The sequence below is a fragment of the Nocardia panacis genome (genome assembly GCF_003598715.1).
GTDB lineage: Bacteria > Actinomycetota > Actinomycetes > Mycobacteriales > Mycobacteriaceae > Nocardia > Nocardia panacis.
Map to the genome: position 1 here is coordinate 134,629 of NZ_QZFU01000036.1, position 20,771 is coordinate 155,399.

Sequence of the window (20,771 nt, forward strand, 5' to 3'; positions counted from 1 at the left end):
GATCGCCTCACTCCGCGGTGGCCTGCTGGACCGGCATCCCTTCCCGGAATGCCGCGTGACCCGCCGGGGGCACGGGCGCGCCGAAGGGGTTGAACCACAATCGCAGCAGCTCGCGAGAGATCTCGTCGGTGTCGACGAACGCATCCCTGGCATGCACGATCGAATTGTCGTTCAGCAGTTGGATGTCGCCGGGCCGTATCTGCATCTTCAGCGTGAAATCGCCGCGGTTGGCGATCGATTCGAAGGTGTCGAGGGCGAGGCGCTCGACCGGGGACACCTCGATTCCGTAGCGCTCCCGCGCCGACTCGATGAAGTTCCGCAGATAGTACCGGCAGGTCAGCCTGCCGTCGTTCCAGGAGTACACCGTGTTCCGGTAGTACGGCGCCTCGCCGCCGGCTTGTTCATCGCGGCGATCGTAATAGAACCCGGCGTAGTACAGGCCGAGCAGTTCGCGATGATTCCGCAGCAGCTCATTGTGGATGGTCACCGAACTCGTCAGACTGCTGAGCCCGCCCTGCCCCGAGGATTTCAGACACAGCAGGCCGACGATATCGGAGCTGTCGGTATGGAACGGCAGTGACTCGTTGGTTTGATAGCCGCGGGTGGAGGCGTTCAGCAGGCCGCCGTTTCCATAGTTCTTCACCGGCACGATGACCTCGCCGCGACCGTTCTGCGTGACGGGGATCCCGAGGTGCGAGCACAGCCCCCAGTACATCATCTCGATGTCGGCTCGCGGGATGTCCGCGCCGATCGGAAAGCCGCGCAGCACCACGAATCCGCGACCCTCGACGAGGTCCTCGGAGACTTCGGCCAACTTCTTCGCCAGCTCATTCAGCGGAAAATCGGCGCGGGTGATCTCGGACAGCGCTTTTCCGGCGCCGCGCGCGGACCGCAACGCCGCGAACAACTCCGTCGTATCCGATTCGGTGATCGCGACGGTCCACTGGTCGGGATCGGTGTAGTCGGTGGATAGCCAGGCCGCCGGGCCGGTTATTGTTTTGGTGCAGATAAATTCGGACACAGAATTCCTAGCGCGTAGACAGATTCCATTCCGATACTCGCGAGTTCCGCAATATCAGTATCGAGACTAAGCATTGGCACGAACCCCGACATCCCCCCGCACGGGGGGAACTCGGGGCGCACCAGTTAGTTGACGCCCGGAAACTGCCCGATCCGGCAGCGTTTGCTGTCCGCCGTCAGCCCCAGCAGCGCCAGCAGGATCGTCGCACCCAGATGGGCGGTGATGTCGGCATGATCGTAGGGCGGCGAGATCTCCACCAGCGATAGCGTTTTCAGATTCGGCGGCCGCATCATGCGCAGCGTGGCCAGCGCGAACGCCGACGAGGGGCCGCCGACCTCGGGCAGCGAGGTCCCCGGCGCGAACGCGGGATCGACGAAGTCGACCCCGAACGACATCGCCGCGGGCCGATCCCCCACCACCGAGGCGATGGTGCGCGCGACCCCGGACGGGCCGAGATCCAGCGCCTCGTCGGTGCTCAGAACCGGAATGCCGAAGCAGTTCATGCCCTCGCCTCGGACACCGATCTGCACGCTGGTGTCCGGATCGATGAGACCGTGGTCGATCGCGTGCCGGATGACGGCGGGCTCGAATCGGCTGTGCGCGGCGAACCTGATGAGCGACAAGGGGCCGTGTTGTTTTGCCGCCGAGCGCAATTCGGCCACGGCGAGGCTGTGATCCCCGCCGATGAGCACCGGAAGTATCGCCGCGCTGTGCAGTCGATCGAGGTGCTTCTCGATACAGTCCAGTATTTGAGCGTGCTGTCCCGGCGCGATATCGACATCACCGCCGTCCACCACCGACACCGTCTCGTCGATCACCAGATCGCGCACCCGGCCCGCGTATCCGGCGCAGGCACTGGCCGCGCGCACGGCCGCCGGGCCGAATTGGGCTCCGCTGCGATGCCGGGGGTCACCGTCGAGGGGGACGCCCAGGATCATCACGTCCGCGCAGTCCTCGTCAAGCAGCTGCTGAATCTCCCGGCGCGGTAACCGGAAGAAGGTCCCTGGCTCACACCCGAGCCGAGAATTCGCCTGCCCGATCAATTATTCCGACCCCCTCGAGTCGATGACCGCACTAGCCTCTGGATACCGATAGTCCCCGAATGCTTCCTCCCCCGATCCACAACCGAACTCTACTTGCGTCGAATTCGGCGGACATCCCCCCGACCGGGTGGAGATTACGAAGTCGTCAAAACGGCAGCGTGGGAACGGCATCCAGCAATGCCCGCGTGTACGGATGCCGCGGATCGCCGAATACCCGGCCCGTCTCGCCGTGCTCGACGACTCGACCGTTGTCCAACACCAGCACCCGGTTGCACAGCGACTGCACGACCGCCGGATCGTGCGACACCAGCACCAGCGACAGCCCGAACCGGGCCACCAGGTCGCGCAGCAACTCCACGATCTGCGCCCTGGTCGCGGTGTCCAGCGCCGAGAACGGCTCGTCACCCACCAGGACCTTGGGCCGCGGCGCCAGCGCGCGGGCGATCGCGATCCGCTGCCGCTGCCCGCCCGAGAATTCGTGCGGATATCGGCCTGCCGCGTCGGGCTCAAGACCCACGGCCGTCAAGAGTTCGGCCACCCGCGGCCCGTGCTCGCCGGGCACCCGCAGGCAGCGCAGCGGCTCGCGGATCGAATGCCCCACCAGCAGTTGCGGATTCAATGATGCCAGCGGATCCTGCAGCACCACCTGGACCTCGCGCCGGAACCAGGTCAGATCCCGGCCCGCGACCACCCTGCCCCGATAGCGCACCACCCCGCTGTCGGGCCGGTCCAGCGCGAGCAGCAGCCGCAGCAGGGTGGACTTGCCCGCCCCGGACCCGCCGACGATGCCCAGATGCTCCCCCTCCGACAGGGTCAGGCCGACATCGCGGACCGCGGCGAGAACCGGCCGGTTCGATCGGAATCCTTTGCGCGGCAACCTGAACGATCGGTTCAGTGCCGTTGCCTCGAGCAGGGTCACCGCGACGCCTCCGAATCCGGGCCGAGCGGTAGGACCGAAGCGCGCCGGAAGGTCGTCGCGGCCGCCTGTTGCAGCAGTCGCCGCGTCACGGGCTGCGCGGAGCGCGTCAGGCCCGCTAGCAGATCCGCGTCCTCGACGATCCGTCCCTCGTGCACCACCAGCACCCGGCGGGCCATCCGGGCCAGCACCGCCAGATCGTGGGTGATGAACAGCAACGCGGCGCCCTGGTCGTCCACCAGATCGTCGATGACGCCGAGAACCTCGTTCTGCACCAACGCATCCAGCGCGGTGGTCGGTTCGTCCGCGATCAGCAGGTCGGGTCGCGCCGCCAGCGCCATCGCCACACAGACCCGCTGCAACTGACCTCCCGACAATTGATGCGGATAGGCCCGCACGATCGTCTCCGGCGACGGCAGCCCCACCCGCGCCGCCAGAGCGACCGCCGCCCCGTGGGCGGCCTTGCGACCGAGGCCCGCGTGCAGGCGCAGCGGCTCGGACAGTTGCTTGCCGACGCGCATCAGCGGATTCAGCGCCGAGCGCGGCTCCTGGAACACCATCCCCAGTCGCCTGCCGCGAATCGCCGACAGTTCCCGCTCGTCCGCGCCGAGCAGTTCGACACCGCCGAAGCGCACACTGCCGCTGACCGTGGCCTGCGCGGGCAGCAGGCCCGAAACCGCCAGCGCGAGCATCGACTTCCCGGACCCCGAGGCCCCGATCACGCCGACCCGCTCGCCCGCGTCGATGCCGATATCGATGCCGTCCAACACGATTCGTCCGCCGAGCCGGACCCGCAAGCCGGTGACCTCGAGCAGTCGGGTCATCGCGACCTCGCGTCCTCGCGCAGCCGCACATCGAACGCCGCGCGCAGGGCGTCACCCAGCAGATTGAATCCGAGCACCGTGCCCGCGACCGCCAACCCCGGCCAGATCACCAGCAGCGGACGGATCCGGATGTACTCCTGCTGCTCGCGCAGGATGCTGCCCCAGGACGGCGCCGACGGCGAACTGCCGTAGCCCAGGTAGGTCAGCGCGGCTTCGGCCAGCACGGCCAGCGCCATCATGGTCGACAATTGCACGATCAGCGTCGGCCGGATGCCCGGTAGGACATGGGTGCGGGCGATGCGCGCGGCCGAGGCGCCCGCCGCCCTGGCCGCCAACACGTAATCACTGGCGAGCACCCGCGCCACCTCGGCGCGCATCACGCGCGCGACCGCCATCCCCGAACTGATGCCGATCGCCAGCGCCACCGTCAACAGCGACCCGCCGTAGACCGCCACCAGGATCATCGCCAGCAGCAACGCCGGAAACGCGACGCCGACACCGATGAGTTCGGCGGCGGGCGCGGCGACCGGGGGCAGCACGGAATTCGCGGCCAGCGCCAAGGTCAGGCCGAGTGTCCCGGCGATGACGGCCACCAGGACCGCCACCACGAGCGTCTGCCACGCGCCCGCCAGCAACTGGCTGAAGACATCGTGCCCGACCCGGTCGGTCCCGAGCAGATGTCCGCCGCGCAGCGGCAACAGCCAGGCCTGCCGCGGATCGGTCGCGAGCGGGTCGTGCGGCGTCCACCACGCCGACACCCCGCCCGCCACCACCAGAGCGGTCACCGCGGCGACTCCGAACAGACCGCCGGGCCTGCGCAGCACCGGCGCGAACCTGCGGAATCGATGACGCCCGTTCACAATCGCGACTCCAATCTGGGGTCGATCAGCCGGTGGATCAGGTCGACCACGAAACCGATCACCAGCACGGCGGTGACGAGCAGCAGCATCTCGCCCTGCACCTTCACCAGATCGCGGTTCGCGACATCGGTCAGCAGCATGCTGCCCACCCCCGGCAGGGTGAACACCCGCTCCACCACGACGGCCCCGACGATCAAAGTCGCCGCCTGCAAACCCAACACGGAGACGACCGGCAGTGCGGCATTGCGAAACCCGTGCCGCACCAAGGCTTGACGCAACGGCAGGCCCTTGGACCGCGCGGTTCTCAAGTACTCCGAGTGCAGGACACCGAGGATTGCCGACCGCACGAATCGAAACAGCACCGCGCCTTCGGTCAATCCCAGTGTGAGACACGGCAACACCAGGCTGCGCAGCGCGGTCGCAGGCTGCGCCCACCGATCGGCCGGAAAACCCTGCGCCGGAAGCCATGGCAGTTCGACCGCGAACACCAAGGTCAACAGCATGGCCAGCCAGAGGCTCGGAACGGCGATACCCAACTGCGACAGGGCATTCGCCAGGCCGCCCGCCCTGGTGCGGTGCCGCACCGCCGCCCACGTCCCGAGCGGGACCGCGAAACCGATCGCGACCAGCAGCCCGCCGAGGATCAACGGTCCGGTGACGGCCATCTTCTGCGACAGCTCGGCGCCGACGGAGGTCCCATTCAACTGCGAGTGACCGAAATCGCCGCGCGCCACACCCGCGATCCAGGACAGATACTGTTCCGGCAGCGACCGATTCAGACCGAGATCGGCCCGGATCGCCGCCAACTGCGCCGGTGTCGCGTGGATGCCGCCGATGGTGGTCGCGACATCACCCGGCAGCAGCCGCAACATGCCGAAGATCAGCACCCCGGCGACCAGCATCGACAGCACCAGCAGGCCGACCCGCCGCAGCGAATACCACAGCACGGCTCACCCCGTCACTTGGCTCATTTGGTCACGGCCAGCCGGGTCGCCGGAAGGCGGTTGCTGGTCTCGTGCTGCGGAACCCCGAACACACCCTTGCGGATCACGGTGTTTCCCTCACCGAGGAACAACCAGTCGCACGGGGCGTCCTCGGCGATCCGGCGCGCCGCCTGCTGCAGCAGACCGTCGCGCGCACTGTCGGACTCGGCGGTGAGCGCCTGCTGATACCACTGCTGGACCTGCGTGCTTTCGTAGCCGAAGTAGTACCCCGGCTGGGCATAGATATTCAGATCCCGCGCCTCCGCGTGATCCACCAGACTCAGGTCGTAGTCGTGATTGCGATACACCTTCGACAACCAGGTCTGGAACTCCATCGGATGGACCGTCACCGTGACACCGACGGCCCGCAGGTCCGAGACCAGGATATCGCTCAGCGCCGTCGGATAGTGATTCGGCACTTCGAGACCGAGCTGCAACCCGGACCCGAATCCGGCTGCTGCCAACAGCTTTCGCGCACTATCGGGATTGTAGGCGTCGATCGAGGTCAGGTCGGCGTACCACGGATCCTGCACCGGCACCGGGCTGCCGATGCGCGTCCCGCCGCCGAACGCCGTGATGAGGGCATCCTTGTCGATCGCCTGCCGAATGGCCCGGCGCACCTGCGGATTCGACAGTGCCGGACGAGTCTCGTTGAACGCCAACGTGTATTTGTCGGTCGAGGTGCCGCGCAACACGGTGAAACGGCCGGTGTCGGCGAAGGTGCTCAGCAGGGTCGGATCGGTCGCGACCTCGATATCGGTCTGCCCGGTCAGCTCCGCATTGTTCGCCGCCGTGGTGTCGACGATGATGTGGAAGACCACACCGGCCACCTTCGGCGCACTGCCCCAATAGTTCGGGACCCGGCCCAAAGTGAGTGTGGAGCCCCGATTCCACTGGCTGATCCGGAACGGGCCGGAGCCGTTCTCCGTGCCGTCCAGCGCGGCGAAGTCGGTGCCGCTCTTGTAGACGATGCCGCCGCGCTGCGCCAGATTCCACAGCAGCATGGTGTCGCGCTGACGCAAACGAATCACGACCGTCGCGGGATCGGGGGCCACCACCTCCGACACCGCGCCGAAGGAGCTCGCGCGCAACGCTTTCGATCCGGGCGCGATCTGCTGCTGCAGCGACCACACCACATCGGCGGCGGTCAACGCCGAACCGTCGTGGAACGCGGCTTTCGGCGCGAGGTGGAAGGTGTAGGTCAACCCGTCGGGCGTCTGCTCCCACGCGGTGGCCAGTTGCGGCACGATCCGGTCCCGCGCGTCGGTATCGATCCCGACCAGGCCCTGATACACGTTGTCCAGCAGGATCTGATCGACGGCGACGCCCGCGGTGGTGAACGGGTTCAGGCTCGTCGGCTCGACGGCCAGCCGCACATGCACCGTGGCATCCAGGTTCAGCGCGCTGTCCGGTGGCGTCGCCTGCTGCGTCGCGACGGCGACACTCTTGCCGTCGGACCCGGCGCCGGAGCCGCACGCCGAGACGGCCAGCACGCCGATCGTCATGAGCGCCAATCCGACCCGATGACCTCGTTGCAACCGCTCCACCACCCTGTCGACCAGCCCGGACCCGGTCGCCGCTAGCGGCGCCCATATCGATGTGAAAACCCTAGGGGTGGTTCACGGCCGCGAACATCCCCCCGAACGGGGGGAACCGGGCGCGCCATCGGTCGGCTACCGTGGGCCGTCACCGATTTCGAGGACAGGTATGTCGATCGATATTCCAGGGGTCGGGATCGGGCACTGGTCCGATCCGATCGGCGAGACAGGGTGCACCGTCGTCCTCTTCCCGCCGGGCGCCACCGCGTCGTGCGAGGTGCGGGGCGGCGCTCCGGCGTGCCGCGAGCTGGCGGCGCTGTCCCCCGACAAGACCGTCCCGTTCGCCGACGCGGCGGTGCTGACCGGCGGTTCCGCGTTCGGACTCGCGGCGGCCGACGGCGTCATGCGCTTCCTGGAGGAGCGCGGGCGCGGCGTGCCGACGCCGGCCGGCCCGGTGCCGATCGTCCCGACCATGGCGATCTTCGATCTCGGCGCGGGCGACCCGGCCGCGCGACCCACCGCCGAACACGGGTATCAGGCGGCCATGGCCGCGACAGCGGACGCGGTGGTCACCGGCCGTGTCGGGGCAGGCGCGGGCGCCTACACCTCGCAGTGGCGCGGCCCGGCAGGCCGCCGTCCCGGCGGCGTCGGCTGGGCACAGCGCAGACTCGGCGAGCTGGTCGTCGGGGCGCTGTGCGTGGTGAACGCCTTCGGCGATATCGACGACGGGACGGCCGAGATCACCCTGGACGCGGTCGCACAGCTGCACCCCGAGGACACTCCGGTCCGCACGCACACCACGATCGGCGTCGTCGTCACCAATGCCCGGCTGGACAAGATGGGCGCGCACATCCTCGCTCAAGGCGCGCACGACGGCCTGTCCCGCGCGCTCACCCCACCGCATTCCCGCTTCGACGGCGACGGATTCATCACCGCCGCGACAGGAACGGTCGACACCAATGTCGACGTGGTGCGGCTGATGGCATTGGCCGCGGTGACCGACGCCATCCGATCGTCTACGAGCCCACGCTGTTCCACAGATCGCAGTGGTGCTCCCGACTGAGGTCGACTGCCCGAATACCACCGTCGCCGGGAGCGAATGCCTGCACATACGGCACGGCGGCGTCGGGGCGCAGCGCAGGCCATTGGGGCAGGCCGGGTCCGTTCGGATCGCCTGTCGCGGCGAAGCGCCCCCACGAACGAATCATCGCCTCGGCGAGGCGTTCTTGATCCGGCGTGAGTTTCGCGGACACCCCCGCCAGATCGAAGAGGTATGCCAGCTCCGAAGCATGGTAGGCGCCCGGTGGGATCCCGGCGGGATCGGCGAAGACGACAGGTGCTTCCCGGTCGGCGAATTCATACGCGAAGGTGGGTACACGATCGGCCAGTAAGCGGTTGGCGGTCAACGTGTTACACACGAATACCCGGTCGGTGGTGAGGGTTGCCCACGCGAGTGTGGGGGTGCCGAAGGCATCCAATGGGTAGGTATCGGCAACCCGGTCCGCATCGCCACCGAAGGAGTCTTGTAGCAGTTCGCGGTAACGATCCGCCGAAATGCCCTGTGGGTAGGCGCCACTGACGTTGAGTCGGTCCTCGTCCAATGTGTTGCCCGACAGCACAGGCACCTGATTGAAGCGGTGCTCGTGCAATACCGTGACCGGGTTCTCCGGCAGCACGCTGTTCCCGTAGATCGGGCTCCATTTGAGCTTGGCTCCGGCCGCGAGCAACTCCGCGACGGATTTACCGCGCAGACACGCCGCCGCTTCCGCACCGGTGCAACCGAGTTCGGTCGCCAATCCGACGCCGACCTGCTCGGCGCTCGCACGCGACACCCACGAGGACCCGGCCCGCGACCCCGGACCGATCCCGTTCTTCGGCCAGTCCTTCAGGCAGCCACCGCTTTGCAGAATCACCTTGTCGAACAGCCCGGCCGAGGACGGCGAAACCACATGGGCACAGACGGAACGACCACCCGCCGACTCACCGAACAAAGTGACATTGCCGGGGTCGCCCCCGAATGCCGCCACATTGCGCCGCACCCACCGCAACGCCGCCTGCTGATCCTGCAACGCGATATCGCTCGATCGACCGAGGTCTGGGTGGGCCAGAAAACCGAACACACCGAGCCGATAGTTGAATGTCACCACGACAGCGTCGGCGAGAGTGCTGAGCCGCCGCGCGTCGAAGTCGGCCCCGGCACCGGCGATGAAGGAGCCACCGTGCACCCACACCAGCACCGGGCGGGGCGTTTGGTCATGCGGCGCGGTGACATTCAGAGAGAGGCAGTCTTCCGAAACACTCGGCTGGGTGATCTGCCCCGCCCGTTGGGGACACCGATCGCCGGGCGTGCTCGCCTCTCTCGGCTCCACCCAGTGAGCCGGGGGTCGCGGCGGCTCCCATCGCGCCGCACCGACGGGAGCCGCAGCGTAGGGAATACCTTGAAAAAGCCTGTACCCCACCGCATTCACGCCACGCACGGGTCCGGAATCAGTCTGAACCACGACTTCGTCCCCCGGATCCGCACCGGCCTGCGCCACCCCCGGCGCCCCCACCAGCAACCCCACGAGAACAGCGAGCACTCCCCATTTTCTTCGGTCAACTGTCATGACGCCTCTTTCACTCGCCACGACCCTAACGTCGATGATCTTGGATATCTCGAAACGCGCGATGTGCGCCTTACCCGCCTTTTGCGCGGAACCTGTTGCGCCGCCGGCGCTGTCGCAACCGCGCACAAAGTCAAGGCAACTCCAGGACCGCCTTGCCGTGCAGGCGGCGGTTCAGCAGCGCGTCGGCCGCTTCGCCGACGCGCGTCCAGTCGCCCCGCCAGACGATATTCGGGTCCAGGGCGCCCGCCGCGACTCGCTCGGCCAACCAGGTCAGGTCGGGGGCGAGATCCTTGCAGGCCAGGAGGAAGAAGGTGACGATTGAACGATCGTGGCGGCCCTGATCACCGAAGAACGCTCCGAACGGGAACACCTCGCCCGCACCCGCGACGTGACCGACCGCGACGAGAGTTCCGCCCTCGGACAGGTTTTGGTAGGCGTCGACGAGAACGGGGCCACCCACCAGATCGATCACACCGTCGACAGTCGCGTCCAGGTCGGCGAGATCACCGATGACCTCGTCGGCGCCGAGTTCGCGCAGACCGCGCGCATGTGTCGCGGGATCCCCGGTCGAGGCGATGACATGCGCACCGGCGAGATGGGCGAGTTGCACCGCGTAGCGACCGGTGCCGCCGGTCGCTCCCGTGATCAGAACCCGCTGCCCCAGCAGGGATCCGAGTCGGCGCAGCGAGCGCAGGGCACTCGCACCCGCGACCGGAACCGTACTTATCGCGCCAGGGTCCGCGCCGGCCGGAATCACGCCGATGAGGTCGGTGTCGACCGCGCGCAGCTCCGCCCACGCACCGTCCCAGCCGAGCGTGACCACCGGTGTCCCCACCGGCGGGCCGGAGCCGTCCGCGGCCGCGCGCTCGACGACCCCCGCCGCATCCCAACCCAATACCGAGCCTTCGGCCGCCTCGGCAACCCCGTATCGAAGCTCCCCATTGTTGAGCGAGGTCGCGGTCACCCGAACCACCGCCTGATGTGGCGTCGGCTCCGGATCCGGCACCTCACCGATCCGCAATCCAGCCGCGACTGCGTGGTCCACGACCAATGCGCGCATGCCACAACACCTTTCGAGTAGCAAAACCCTGTCGCGCTCCGCTGCCGGGCGCGGGGTCCAAAATGCCACCCAGTGGCAACTGCTGTCAAGAGGCGATAGGCAAGCGGGGGCGTCCGGTTGCTAGTCTGTCAACATGACCGACGCACGGGCGCCCCTGCGCGAACGCAAGAAGCAGCGCGCTCGGCAAGCGCTGATAGACACCGCACTCGACCTGTTCACCGAGCGCGGCTTCGACAACACGACCCTCGACGAACTCTGCGACACGGTCGATATCTCCAAACGCACGTTCTTCCGCAACTTCACCAGCAAGGAAGACGTCGCCATGGCACCGCTGCGGGATCTGTGGACCGCCTTCCCGACCGAGCTGAGCCGGCGCGACGCCGGCACCGAGCCATTGCGCCTGACGCTGCAGAACAGTCTGCTGGCGGCATTGGCTCTGATGCCACAGGACTGGGCGCCGCGAGCCGCACGCAGCCACCGCCTCGCCCGAAGCACACCATCGATGAGCGCGAACAACCTCCAATTCTGCGACAACACAATTCGCGATTCCCTCGACACACTCCGCGCCCGCTACGCCATCGATCCGCGCACCGATCAGCGTCCCCGCCTCGCGCTCGATATCGTCGTCGCCGCCTTCCATTGCGCTATCGACAACTGGATCGCCGATCCCGGCGACCTTGACGCGGCCACACTCGCCGCTCATATGCGTGTGGTGTTCGATGCCATACCCGACGCGCTCACCATGGTTCCGGCACCGGTACCGGTCGAATCGAATTCGATCGCGCACCAGACGGTTCCGAATCGACCGGAGTAGAATAATTTGGGCAGAAAATCGGTGGAGCACCTGACTCGATCGGCTAATAGCTATCTTCAGGTCGGCGACTTGCGTGACCTGGACAATTGAGCCGCAGTCTGCTCGCTGGAGGCATGCGAGTCGCGAGAACGTATCCGATGTGTCAGGGAAACGCTCCGGAGTCGACAATCCCGGTTCGTACGAACCGAAAGGGAAGTCCATGCCCATCATCGATCCCAATGTGAGCAGCCAAGGCACCAAAACGGCGAAACGCGGACGAACAGCCGTCAAGCTCGTGGCAGAAGACGGCGAAGCCAGCCTGATCCTTGACGGTGGCCTCATTTCGGTGACTGCCAACGCCAGGCTGACCGAAACGGACGGAAGTCCCATCGAGGGCAAGACCATCAAGTTCTGTCCCGGACATTCCAAGAAGGTCCACGGCACGGCGGTCACCGATCCGGAGGGGAACGCCGAATACGACTCGGGCAGCAACGCCGCCAACCCATTTACCTGGGTTTCGGCACTGCTGGAAGGCTACACCGCGATCTTCGACGGAGACCCCGACTACCAAGGGGCGACGTCCCACGCCTCGCTCACCCTCAAAGGCTGAGACAGATCATTCAGGAGGGTTGCGTTCCAGTCGTTTCCATGGCGATCAAGCGACCCGGCGTGGGCATGCCCACAGCCGGGTCGGAAAGGAGAACGGCATGACCAAGCAATCCGGCGGCACCGCCACGCAGGCACGCAAGCAGGAGTTCATCGCGAACTTCATCCAGGACGGTGAATTCAACAACCCTGCCATCGGGGATTCGGAAGCGAAACCCTATCGGGTGATCAAGGGTCCGGAGAATCTCGGACAGTGGCAAGTAGAGGGCACAGCAGTTCTGTACGGCCGCAAACTCACCGAGGAAAAACATCAGGCGCTCGATATCGGCTCCGCGACCCTCACTCAAGAGTTTTCGGCTCCGCAGGGCCGCAAGGTCGAGATCACCTGGAAGCACAGCATCAACACCGATCCGGAATGCCAAGGACAGGGCTCGCAGGAGTACGACGTCGTCGTGCTGGACTCCGACCAGAAGGAGATCATCTCCCGCAGCTACCAACCCCACAGCAAGTCCTTCGCCACGGCCCCGAATCCACTGTGGTTCGAGGTGCGGGACGCGGGTTCCTACACGATCCAATTCCAGGGCCGGACCAGCAAAGCCTGCGGCCCGCTGATCTATCAGGTCGTGGGCAAGGCAGCCGAGTAGCGAATACTCGCGATATCGGCTGCCCGCCCGGGATCTGCAGCGAAAGCTGCTCTACCGGGGGTCGCCGCGACCCACCCCACTCGATGCGGGGTGGGCGGGCGATGACTCAGGACGCGCAGAGGGCTGCGTCGACGGCCGCGATCATGTCGGTCTGGATGGTGGGGGCGGTGGGGTATTGGTTGACGGCGACGGTGACGGCCTCGCCGGATTTCGTGTAGCCGGTGCGGGTTCGGAAGCCCACGATGGAGCCGCCGTGACCCCAGACCTCCTTGCCGCAGGAGCTGGTGATGCGGGCCAGACCGAGACCGTACTGCCAACCAGGGTTGATCTCATCGGCCGGGACGGTGCGTTGCATCTCGGCGAGCTGCGGTGCCGGCAACAGCTTGCCATTGAGCAGTGCGAGGAAGAAGCGGTTCAGTTCTCGGCCGGTGGAGATCATCGCGCCCGCTGCCCCGGCCCACGTGGTGTTCTGGTCGGTGAGATTCAGCGACTTGTCTTCGACCAGGGCGTATCCCTGCGGGTGCGGGCCGGGGATATCGGTTTGCTCCGGTGCGGGCAGGAAGGTCGCGGTCAGGCCGAGTGGTTCGGCGATGCGGCGCTTGATCTCGGACGCGAGGCTCTGCCCGGTCAGTTTCTCGATGATCATGCCGATGAGAACGTAGTTGGTGTTGCTGTAGGAGAACCTCTCGCCGGGGGGAAAGTTGGCGGGGTGTCTGGTCCATGACATCCGCACCAGCTCGTTCGGCTGGAAGATCTTGCGGATCGAATCCTCTTTGTCGAATTCGGGTTCCTTCGAGTAATCCGGGATTCCACTGGTGTGCTGCAGCAGATTTCGCACCGTGATCTTGTTCGCGTCGTAGCCGACACCGCGCACCACACCGGGCAGATACTGCTCGATCGGTGCGTCGAGTTCCAGTTTGCCCTCGGCGACCAACTGCAGCGCCACCACGGCCACGAAGGTCTTGGTGTTGCTGCCGATGCGCACCCGCGCATCGGCCGGGAACGGCTTGCCCGATACCGCATCCCCGATACCGTGGTTGTATTCGCGCACCTTGTCGCCATTGGTGAGCACCGCCTGGGTGCCCGGCACCTGGTCGGCGCCGACCAGGCGTTCCAGCGCCGCCGCCAGCGCGGCGGGCTCCTCGGCCGAGGTCGGTTGCGCGGCGGTCGATTTCGCGGAATCGGTCTGGTCGGAGCCGCAGGCCCCGACCAGCGCGGCGGCCAGGACCAGCACCGCCACCCTCGCGCACGCGCCTCGAACAACGTTGTTGGACAACGTATTACACCTTCTCTTCATTGAGGAAACAGTAGAGGTGGCGCGCGGTTCCACCGAGGGTGCGGGCTCCCGAATCATGGGCGTGGCCGCACCCCCACCCACCATCATGCCCGACTCCCCCAACCTCGCAGCGTCCCTGTGGTAACCCGCCGCTGAACCGGCACGACTTCGGAGATGTCCGGGGAAGGCCGGCCCTTCGACCATGATGGGGTCATGACGAACCTCCGCAGCGGGGTGTTGGCCGCAGGGATAGCACTGACGCTGGTGATCGGGGCCGGATGCGCGCGGGCATCGGAGACAGTGGGGCTTCGGTTCACGGTCGCCGAGGGATTGAACAGCAACGAATTCGTAAGGGCGGGACCGGTCGCGGCGCACCCTGTGTTGCGCTCGGGCCGGGAACCACGGCTCGTGGTGGCCTTCCCGGCCGGTGACAGCGGTGTCGGAGTGTGGTTCGCACCCCTGTCCGATCCGGCTTCCTGGACCGTCACGAAAGCATCACAGCCGCTGCGGGAGCACGATTCGCAAGGACGAGCGCTGTTCGGTGCCACGTTCGAAGCCACGATCGCGGCACCGGAACTGGTACTTAAGCAGGCGATCCTTTCAAGTATCCGAGTACTGCGCGACTTCGACAGCAACGGCACGGTTCCGCCGGAAGTCCTTGTCGCACCGCGTATTTCAGCCGACAAACTCGACTGGTCACGAGACCGCATCGACGGCGCGCCCGGCTACCACCTGACCGTCACCGTGACCGAGGGCAGTGTGCGACCGGACGGCACGGCCCTCGCCGCAGGCGCCGACGGCCGAATCGGCCTGCGGATCTCCGCATCGACCGGTGACACACCACTGACGCCCCTGCCCGGAAGCGAGCTGCTCAACGGCACGCAGCGCCGTCTCCCGGCCGCGGAGAACACACTCACGTACCTAAGCTACCGGGAGAAATTCCTCGCGGGCTCATGGCATTTCGACACCTACTTCGGCCGGGACACCCTCATCGCGCTGCAGTTGCTCATGCCCGTGCTCACGCCCGCCGCACTGGACGCCGGATTCGATTCGGTCCTGACCCGGCTGAGCCCGGAAGGTCTGGTAGCCCACGAGGAGTCGATCTCGGAGCACGCCGTCCTCCAGCATCGCCGCCAGGACGGAACCTCAAGCGCCGCACCGACCTACGACTACTCGATGATCGACGAAACCTATCTACTGGCCCCCGTGCTCGCCGCCTATCTGCTCGACGATCTTGCCGGTGCGGCGCATGCCCGCGAATACTTCCGAGCCGATCCCCGTCGCACGACAGCGCTGGTCACCAACCTGCGCCGAGTCGTGGCAACGGCGGCCGCGTTCGCACGAGATCCGCGGTACACCAATCTGATCGGACTACCGACCGGTAAGGCGGCAGGGCAGTGGCGCGACAGCGCCGACGGCCTGGCGGGCGGGCGGTACCCGTACGACGTGAACTGTGTCCTCGTGCCCGCCGCGCTCGAGGCCGCCGCGCGTTTGGCAGGCAGCGGACTGCTCGATCTCGACGATGCCGCCAGGGCGGCGCTGGCCCCGGCGGCCGGCGACGCGAAGATCTGGCGATCCGAGGCGACCCGCCTGTTCGCGGTGACCGAGAGCAATACCGATGCCGCCCAAGCCATCACGGACTATGCCGCCGAGGTCGGGGTCCGGCCCGATGACGCGCTCGCCGCACTCGGCCCGAATCCCTTCGCTTTCCACGCCATCGCCCTGGACGCCGACGGCAGGCCGATCCCCCTCCTGCATTCGGACGAGGTCTTCGACCTACTGTTCGGATCACCCACCCCCGAGGCGCTCACCCGCGAGATCGCGGCCATGGCCGCGCCGTTTCCCCTGGGTCTGCGGACCGGCGCCGGCCTGCTCGTCGCGAACCCGGTCTTCGCCGACCCCGGTGTGCGGCAACGGATCACCGCACACGACTACCACGGCACCGTCATCTGGTCCTGGGTGCAGGCCGCCTTCGCCGCAGGCCTGAACCGCCAACTCGCCCGCACCGACCTATCCGACACCCTCCGTGACCAACTCACAACCGCCCGAAAAGCCCTGTGGCAGAGCATAAATGCTGCAGCGTCCATATTGAATTCGGAACTGTGGAGCTGGACCTACCGCGACGGCGCCTACCGGCCGGTGGCGTTCGGCGCGGGAACCGCCGACGTGACCGAATCCGATGCCGCCCAGCTGTGGAGCACCGCCTACCTCGCCATCACCCCGCCGTGATCGGTGACGGACGTAGTCGGCGTCCGTGACCTTCGCCCCTAGGTGCCGCGACCGCGCGCCGGTCACCGTGATCAGGTGCGATGCGACCAGCGGGAGGGATGGAACCGATGACCGATGCGCGCGAGGACGGCTTCGCGACTGCGGTGCGCGAACAACCACCGACCGATGCCGAACTCGCCGATATCGACATGTGGTGGCGGGCGGCGAACTATCTGTCGGTCGGGCAGATATTCCTCATGGACAACCCGCTGCTGCGCGAACCACTGCGACCCGAACACATCAAGCCGCGGCTGCTCGGCCACTGGGGCACCACACCGGGGCTGAATTTCATTTACGCGCACCTGAATCGGGTCATCGCCGCACGCGACCTCGACATGATCTACATAATGGGGCCGGGACACGGCGGCCCCGGCCCGGTCGCCGCCGCTTGGCTCGAGGGCACCTACAGCGAGGTGTATCCGGAGATATCGCAGGACGCGATCGGCATGCGGCGGCTGTTCACCCAGTTCTCGTTTCCCGGCGGCATCCCCAGTCATGTCGCCCCCGAGACGCCCGGATCCATTCACGAAGGCGGCGAACTGGGCTATTCGCTGTCGCACGCCCACGGCGCGGCCTTCGACAATCCGGACCTGATCGTGGCCGCCGTGGTCGGCGACGGAGAGGCCGAGACCGGACCGCTCGCCACCGGCTGGCATGCGACGAAATTCGTCGACCCGCGCCGCGACGGCGCGGTGCTGCCGATCCTGCACCTCAACGGCTACAAGATCGCCAATCCGACCGTGCTCGCGCGGATCGACCGCGACGAGCTCGCCCAGCTCCTGCGCGGCTACGGCTACCTCCCGTACCTCGTCGAGGGCGCCGAACCCGAGCAGATGCACCGCGGCTTCGCCGCGACGCTGGACCGCTGCCTGCAGGAGATCGCCGACATCCAGCGCCGCGCCAGGTCCGGTGGCGACGCCACCAGGCCGCGCTGGCCGATGATCGTGCTCGCCTCACCGAAGGGCTGGACCGGACCGGCCGAGGTCGACGGACTGAAGGTCGAGAACTATTGGCGCGCACACCAGGTCCCGTTCGCCGACGCGCGCAGCGAGGCGCACCGCACCGTGCTGGAACACTGGATGCGCGGTTACCGGCCCGAGGAACTATTCGATGCCGCAGGCGCGCCCGTCGCGCGCATCCGCGACCTGCACCCGGCGGGCGACCGGCGCATGAGCGCCAACCCGCACGCCAACGGCGGACCGCTCGTGCGCGGACTGGATCTGCCGGACTTCCGCGACTACGCGACGCCGGTCGACCAGCCGGGGGTGGCGATGGCCGAGTCCACCCGCATCCTCGGCGGCTTCCTGCGCGATGTCATGGCCGCGAATATGACGACCTTCCGCATGTTCTCCCCCGACGAGAACAACTCCAACCGGCTCGACGCGGTCCTGCAAACCACCGACCGCACCTGGAACGCGCCCACCCTGCCCACCGACGATCATCTGGCCATCGACGGCCGCGTCATGGAGATCCTGTCCGAGCACACCTGTCAGGGCTGGCTGGAAGGCTACCTGCTCACCGGACGGCACGGCCTGTTCTCCTGCTACGAGGCGTTCGCGCACATTGTCGACTCGATGTTCAACCAGCACGCCAAATGGCTGCGCACCACCAACCGCATCCCGTGGCGGCGGCCGATCCCCTCGCTGAACTATCTGCTCACCTCCCATGTCTGGCGTCAGGATCACAATGGCTTCTCCCACCAGGATCCCGGCTTCATCGACCATGTGGTGAACAAGAAATCCGAGGTCATCCGGGTCTACCTGCCGCCGGACGCCAACACCCTGCTCTCGGTCGCCGACCACTGCCTGCGCAGCCGCCAGTACGTCAACGTCATCGTCGCGGGCAAACAACCTCAGCCCCAGTATCTTTCGATGGAAGACGCGATCGTCCACTGCACCAAGGGCATCGGCCGCTGGGAATGGGCCTGCACCGACGCGGGCGCCCACCCCGACGTGGTCATGGCCTGCGCGGGCGACGTGCCGACCATGGAAACCCTCGCTGCCGTCGACCTGCTCGGAAATCTCTTCCCGGACCTGAGGATTCGCGTCATCAACGTCGTCGATCTGATGCGTCTGCAGGACGACCGCGATCACCCGCACGGCCTGTCCGACCGCGCCTTCGACACGCTGTTCACCGCCGACACCCCGGTCGTGTTCGCCTACCACGGCTACCCCTGGCTCATCCACCGCCTCACCTACCACCGCGCGGGCCACGACAACTTCCACGTCCGCGGCTACCTCGAAGAGGGCACCACCACAACACCTTTCGACATGTGCGTCCGCAACCGCATCGACCGCTACCACCTCGCCATCGACGTCATCGACCGCGTCCCCCACCTCCTGCCCGCCGCCGCCCACACCCGAGAACACCTCCAGAACAAGCTCATCCAACATCACGGCTACATCCGCGAACACGGCGAGGATCCCCCCGAGATCGCCGAATGGCACTGGCCCGAGACCCCCTCGAGCACCCGCACCAGCCAAAGTTGATGCGGGTCCGCGCGAGAACTGCTCCCTCAGCCGTGCGGCAGAGTTGGGGGTGGGTTGGGTGTGGGCTTGGGAAGTTCCTGCAGTTCGCCCGGAATATGTCCGGTCACCTTCGGGACGTGGCCAGGTTGGCGGTCGGTCTGGCTGAGCATATTCGGGTCGTCCGGGTAGTGCGGAACCTGGGCGACCACGCTCGGCGCTTCCTTACCGATATGGGTGTTCTCGCCGCGCGGCAGGTTCTCGAGCGGCCCCCAGGGGGACATCGTCGCCTGCCGGGAGATCAGCGTCGTGGTGGTCCCGTCCGGCTTGTACTGGTAGCCCTCGACACTGGGATAGGAGGTGACACTCCCGCCCGCGGCGATATTGCCCCGGCCCGTCGGCGTCAGGGTCATATCACCCATGACGGGAAAGAATTCCGCGCCGGGCGGGGCGAGTGCGTCCGTCCCCTCGTAGTGGATGGCCAGCGAACCGTCGTTGCCCTGCACCGCCCGGACGGTGGGATCACCGGCGCGGATCCTGCCGTCTTCGCCGATCGTCGGATTCTGTCTGCCGACAAGGATGCCGTTGTCCATATCGGCATAGAACGAGACCCTGGATTCTTCCGCGGACACTGTTGAGGACGGGCCGCGATTGTCCCCCTTGTTCTCAGGGAAGAAACCGTCGAATCCCACATTGTCGAAGAGGTTGAAGACGTTGTGCACATCGGCGGACGGGATGTACATGTTCTGCCGGTACACCCCCGCACCGGTGATCGGATCGAACATGACGGTGGTGATATTGGCCTTGACGCCTTGGTATTTCGGGTCGTAGGTGTGCGGGTCCAGCGCATCGGCCATCCGCCAGTCGTTCTCGGAGAGCGGATCACGATGGTAGGCGGCGCGGAACGCGGCGAGCTGGTTGGCGCGACGGTCGAGTTCGTTCTCGCCCGGCGCACCCGGTGGCGTCAGGGGAAGCTGCCCGTCCGCGCCTTCGATCAGGACGGCGAGGTCCTGATCGAATCGGGTGGCGGCGGCGACGATATTGTGCACGCGGGCTTGCAGGTTCGCGATCAGCGTTTGCCGCGCATTGTCGAACGGCACATGTAATTTCTCGGTGACGATACCGGCGGGATCTATGGTGAGGAAACACGCGTCGGCTTCCTGCTGAAGGTCGAGCGCGTCCTTCTTCAGCGCGACGCCCTCTTCGTAGCAGTGCAGCGCGGCCGTGCCGACCTGCGACACCTCGTGACGGTGACTGTCGATATCCACCCTGGTTTTTCCGACCGAATCCTGGGCGGCCTTCGCCGCCGGACCGTCCCAGGTGTGCAGGGTATTCAAGCCGTGCAGCGTTTCGTGCAGATCGGCGCACGAACCATTGGCCGAATTGCAGATACGGAATATTTGCTGCAATTGTTCCGGATCGAAGCCGAGTACATCGCGGAAGGAGAGCGCCGCCGCACCCCCGCCATCCGGCGCCAACGAGACCATCGTATCAACCCCGCCCGCCGGCTTTCTCGATGCCTGCCCGCCCCTTGTCTTCCGCGGCCCGGTATTCGATCGCGCTCGAATGCAGTGTGCGCCCATGGCCTTCGACCCGGTGCACCATATGCTCCGTCCGCGCCCGCCAGTCTTCGACCTTGTTCATCAACGCCGCACGAGTCGCGCCGAATACCGTGCTGGAATAGTCTTCCAGGTCGGTATGGTGCCTGGCGAAGTTCTCGTCGGCATCCGAGGCCGCCGTGGTGAACCGATGCCCGATGACATGCAGATCGCCGGGACTGACCTCGATTGTCTTGTCGCCGGCACTCTCCGATGGAATACCGAACGAATTATCCCCGATTCCAACCATTTCCGGTGGCCTTCCAACGA

General features: G+C 66.6%; 18 protein-coding genes. 6 read left to right on the forward strand and 12 right to left on the reverse strand.

Annotated elements, in window-relative coordinates; genetic code table 11:
• Positions 1-7: 7 nt before the first annotated feature.
• The 7 genes from D5S18_RS26225 to D5S18_RS26255 all read right to left on the reverse strand — a co-directional run bounded on the left by D5S18_RS26225 (position 8) and on the right by D5S18_RS26255 (position 7,152).
• Positions 8-1,021: a TauD/TfdA family dioxygenase gene (locus tag D5S18_RS26225; RefSeq protein WP_158607973.1), complete on the reverse strand. Its 1,014-nt coding sequence runs from the start codon at positions 1,019-1,021 to the stop codon at positions 8-10.
• A 125-nt stretch (positions 1,022-1,146) separates the two neighbouring features.
• Positions 1,147-1,959 (reverse strand): arginase family protein, encoded by an 813-nt coding sequence (locus D5S18_RS26230; RefSeq protein ID WP_120043762.1) that lies wholly within the window; start codon positions 1,957-1,959, stop codon positions 1,147-1,149.
• 250 nt (positions 1,960-2,209) lie between these two features.
• Positions 2,210-2,983, reverse strand: a complete 774-nt coding sequence (locus D5S18_RS26235) for an ABC transporter ATP-binding protein (RefSeq protein ID WP_120043763.1) — start codon at positions 2,981-2,983, stop codon at positions 2,210-2,212.
• Positions 2,980-3,804 (reverse strand): ATP-binding cassette domain-containing protein, encoded by an 825-nt coding sequence (locus D5S18_RS26240; protein WP_120043764.1) that lies wholly within the window; start codon positions 3,802-3,804, stop codon positions 2,980-2,982. The genes D5S18_RS26235 and D5S18_RS26240 overlap by 4 nt, the downstream gene beginning before the upstream one ends.
• Positions 3,801-4,664, reverse strand: coding sequence for an ABC transporter permease (locus D5S18_RS26245; protein ID WP_239004010.1), 864 nt, complete (start codon positions 4,662-4,664; stop codon positions 3,801-3,803). The genes D5S18_RS26240 and D5S18_RS26245 overlap by 4 nt, the downstream gene beginning before the upstream one ends.
• Entirely contained in the window at positions 4,661-5,611 is a 951-nt protein-coding gene (locus D5S18_RS26250) for an ABC transporter permease (RefSeq protein ID WP_120043765.1), read from the reverse strand. Before D5S18_RS26250 ends, D5S18_RS26245 begins: the two co-directional genes overlap by 4 nt.
• A 20-nt stretch (positions 5,612-5,631) precedes the next feature.
• The gene (locus D5S18_RS26255; protein WP_120044072.1) at positions 5,632-7,152 is read right to left on the reverse strand and encodes an ABC transporter substrate-binding protein; all 1,521 of its coding nucleotides are present in this window, start codon (positions 7,150-7,152) and stop codon (positions 5,632-5,634) included.
• 202 nt (positions 7,153-7,354) lie between these two features.
• Here D5S18_RS26255 and D5S18_RS26260 point away from each other — a divergent pair, with 202 nt between their 5' ends.
• Positions 7,355-8,248: a P1 family peptidase gene (locus D5S18_RS26260; protein WP_120043766.1), complete on the forward strand. Its 894-nt coding sequence runs from the start codon at positions 7,355-7,357 to the stop codon at positions 8,246-8,248.
• On the opposite strand, the gene D5S18_RS26265 is transcribed toward D5S18_RS26260, so the two are convergent.
• Both D5S18_RS26265 and D5S18_RS26270 read right to left on the reverse strand, forming a co-directional pair.
• Positions 8,202-9,791: a carboxylesterase/lipase family protein gene (locus D5S18_RS26265; protein ID WP_120043767.1), complete on the reverse strand. Its 1,590-nt coding sequence runs from the start codon at positions 9,789-9,791 to the stop codon at positions 8,202-8,204. The two genes, D5S18_RS26260 and D5S18_RS26265, sit on opposite strands and share 47 nt — an antisense overlap.
• A gap of 130 nt (positions 9,792-9,921) precedes the next feature.
• Positions 9,922-10,851 carry a zinc-binding dehydrogenase gene (locus D5S18_RS26270; RefSeq protein WP_120043768.1) on the reverse strand — a complete coding sequence of 310 codons (930 nt, stop codon included), beginning with the start codon at positions 10,849-10,851 and terminating at the stop codon, positions 9,922-9,924.
• Between the two features lie 133 nt (positions 10,852-10,984).
• On the opposite strand from D5S18_RS26270, the gene D5S18_RS26275 reads away from it, so the two are divergent.
• The 3 genes from D5S18_RS26275 (at position 10,985) to D5S18_RS26285 (ending at position 12,894) form a co-directional block, all read left to right on the forward strand.
• Complete coding sequence (locus D5S18_RS26275) at positions 10,985-11,665, forward strand: TetR/AcrR family transcriptional regulator (protein WP_120043769.1); 681 nt, start codon at positions 10,985-10,987, stop codon at positions 11,663-11,665.
• Positions 11,666-11,864: 199 nt separating this feature from the next.
• Complete coding sequence (locus D5S18_RS26280) at positions 11,865-12,254, forward strand: hypothetical protein (RefSeq protein ID WP_120043770.1); 390 nt, start codon at positions 11,865-11,867, stop codon at positions 12,252-12,254.
• 97 nt (positions 12,255-12,351) lie between these two features.
• Positions 12,352-12,894, forward strand: coding sequence for a DUF642 domain-containing protein (locus tag D5S18_RS26285; protein ID WP_120043771.1), 543 nt, complete (start codon positions 12,352-12,354; stop codon positions 12,892-12,894).
• A 106-nt stretch (positions 12,895-13,000) separates the two neighbouring features.
• Here the strand turns inward: D5S18_RS26285 and D5S18_RS26290 are convergent, their stop codons facing one another.
• Entirely contained in the window at positions 13,001-14,170 is a 1,170-nt protein-coding gene (locus D5S18_RS26290; RefSeq protein ID WP_239004011.1) for a serine hydrolase domain-containing protein, read from the reverse strand.
• A 213-nt stretch (positions 14,171-14,383) separates the two neighbouring features.
• Here D5S18_RS26290 and D5S18_RS26295 point away from each other — a divergent pair, with 213 nt between their 5' ends.
• Complete coding sequence (locus tag D5S18_RS26295) at positions 14,384-16,399, forward strand: hypothetical protein (protein ID WP_120043773.1); 2,016 nt, start codon at positions 14,384-14,386, stop codon at positions 16,397-16,399.
• Positions 16,400-16,506: 107 nt separating this feature from the next.
• Positions 16,507-18,927: a phosphoketolase family protein gene (locus D5S18_RS26300; RefSeq protein WP_120044073.1), complete on the forward strand. Its 2,421-nt coding sequence runs from the start codon at positions 16,507-16,509 to the stop codon at positions 18,925-18,927.
• 26 nt (positions 18,928-18,953) lie between these two features.
• Here D5S18_RS26300 and D5S18_RS26305 read toward each other — a convergent pair whose 3' ends face one another.
• On the reverse strand, positions 18,954-20,390 hold the full coding sequence (locus D5S18_RS26305; protein WP_120043774.1) for an Rv0964c family protein: 1,437 nt from the start codon (positions 20,388-20,390) through the stop codon (positions 18,954-18,956).
• Between the two features lie 4 nt (positions 20,391-20,394).
• Positions 20,395-20,751 (reverse strand): WXG100 family type VII secretion target, encoded by a 357-nt coding sequence (locus D5S18_RS26310; RefSeq protein WP_120043775.1) that lies wholly within the window; start codon positions 20,749-20,751, stop codon positions 20,395-20,397.
• Between the last annotated feature and the right edge of the window lie 20 nt (positions 20,752-20,771).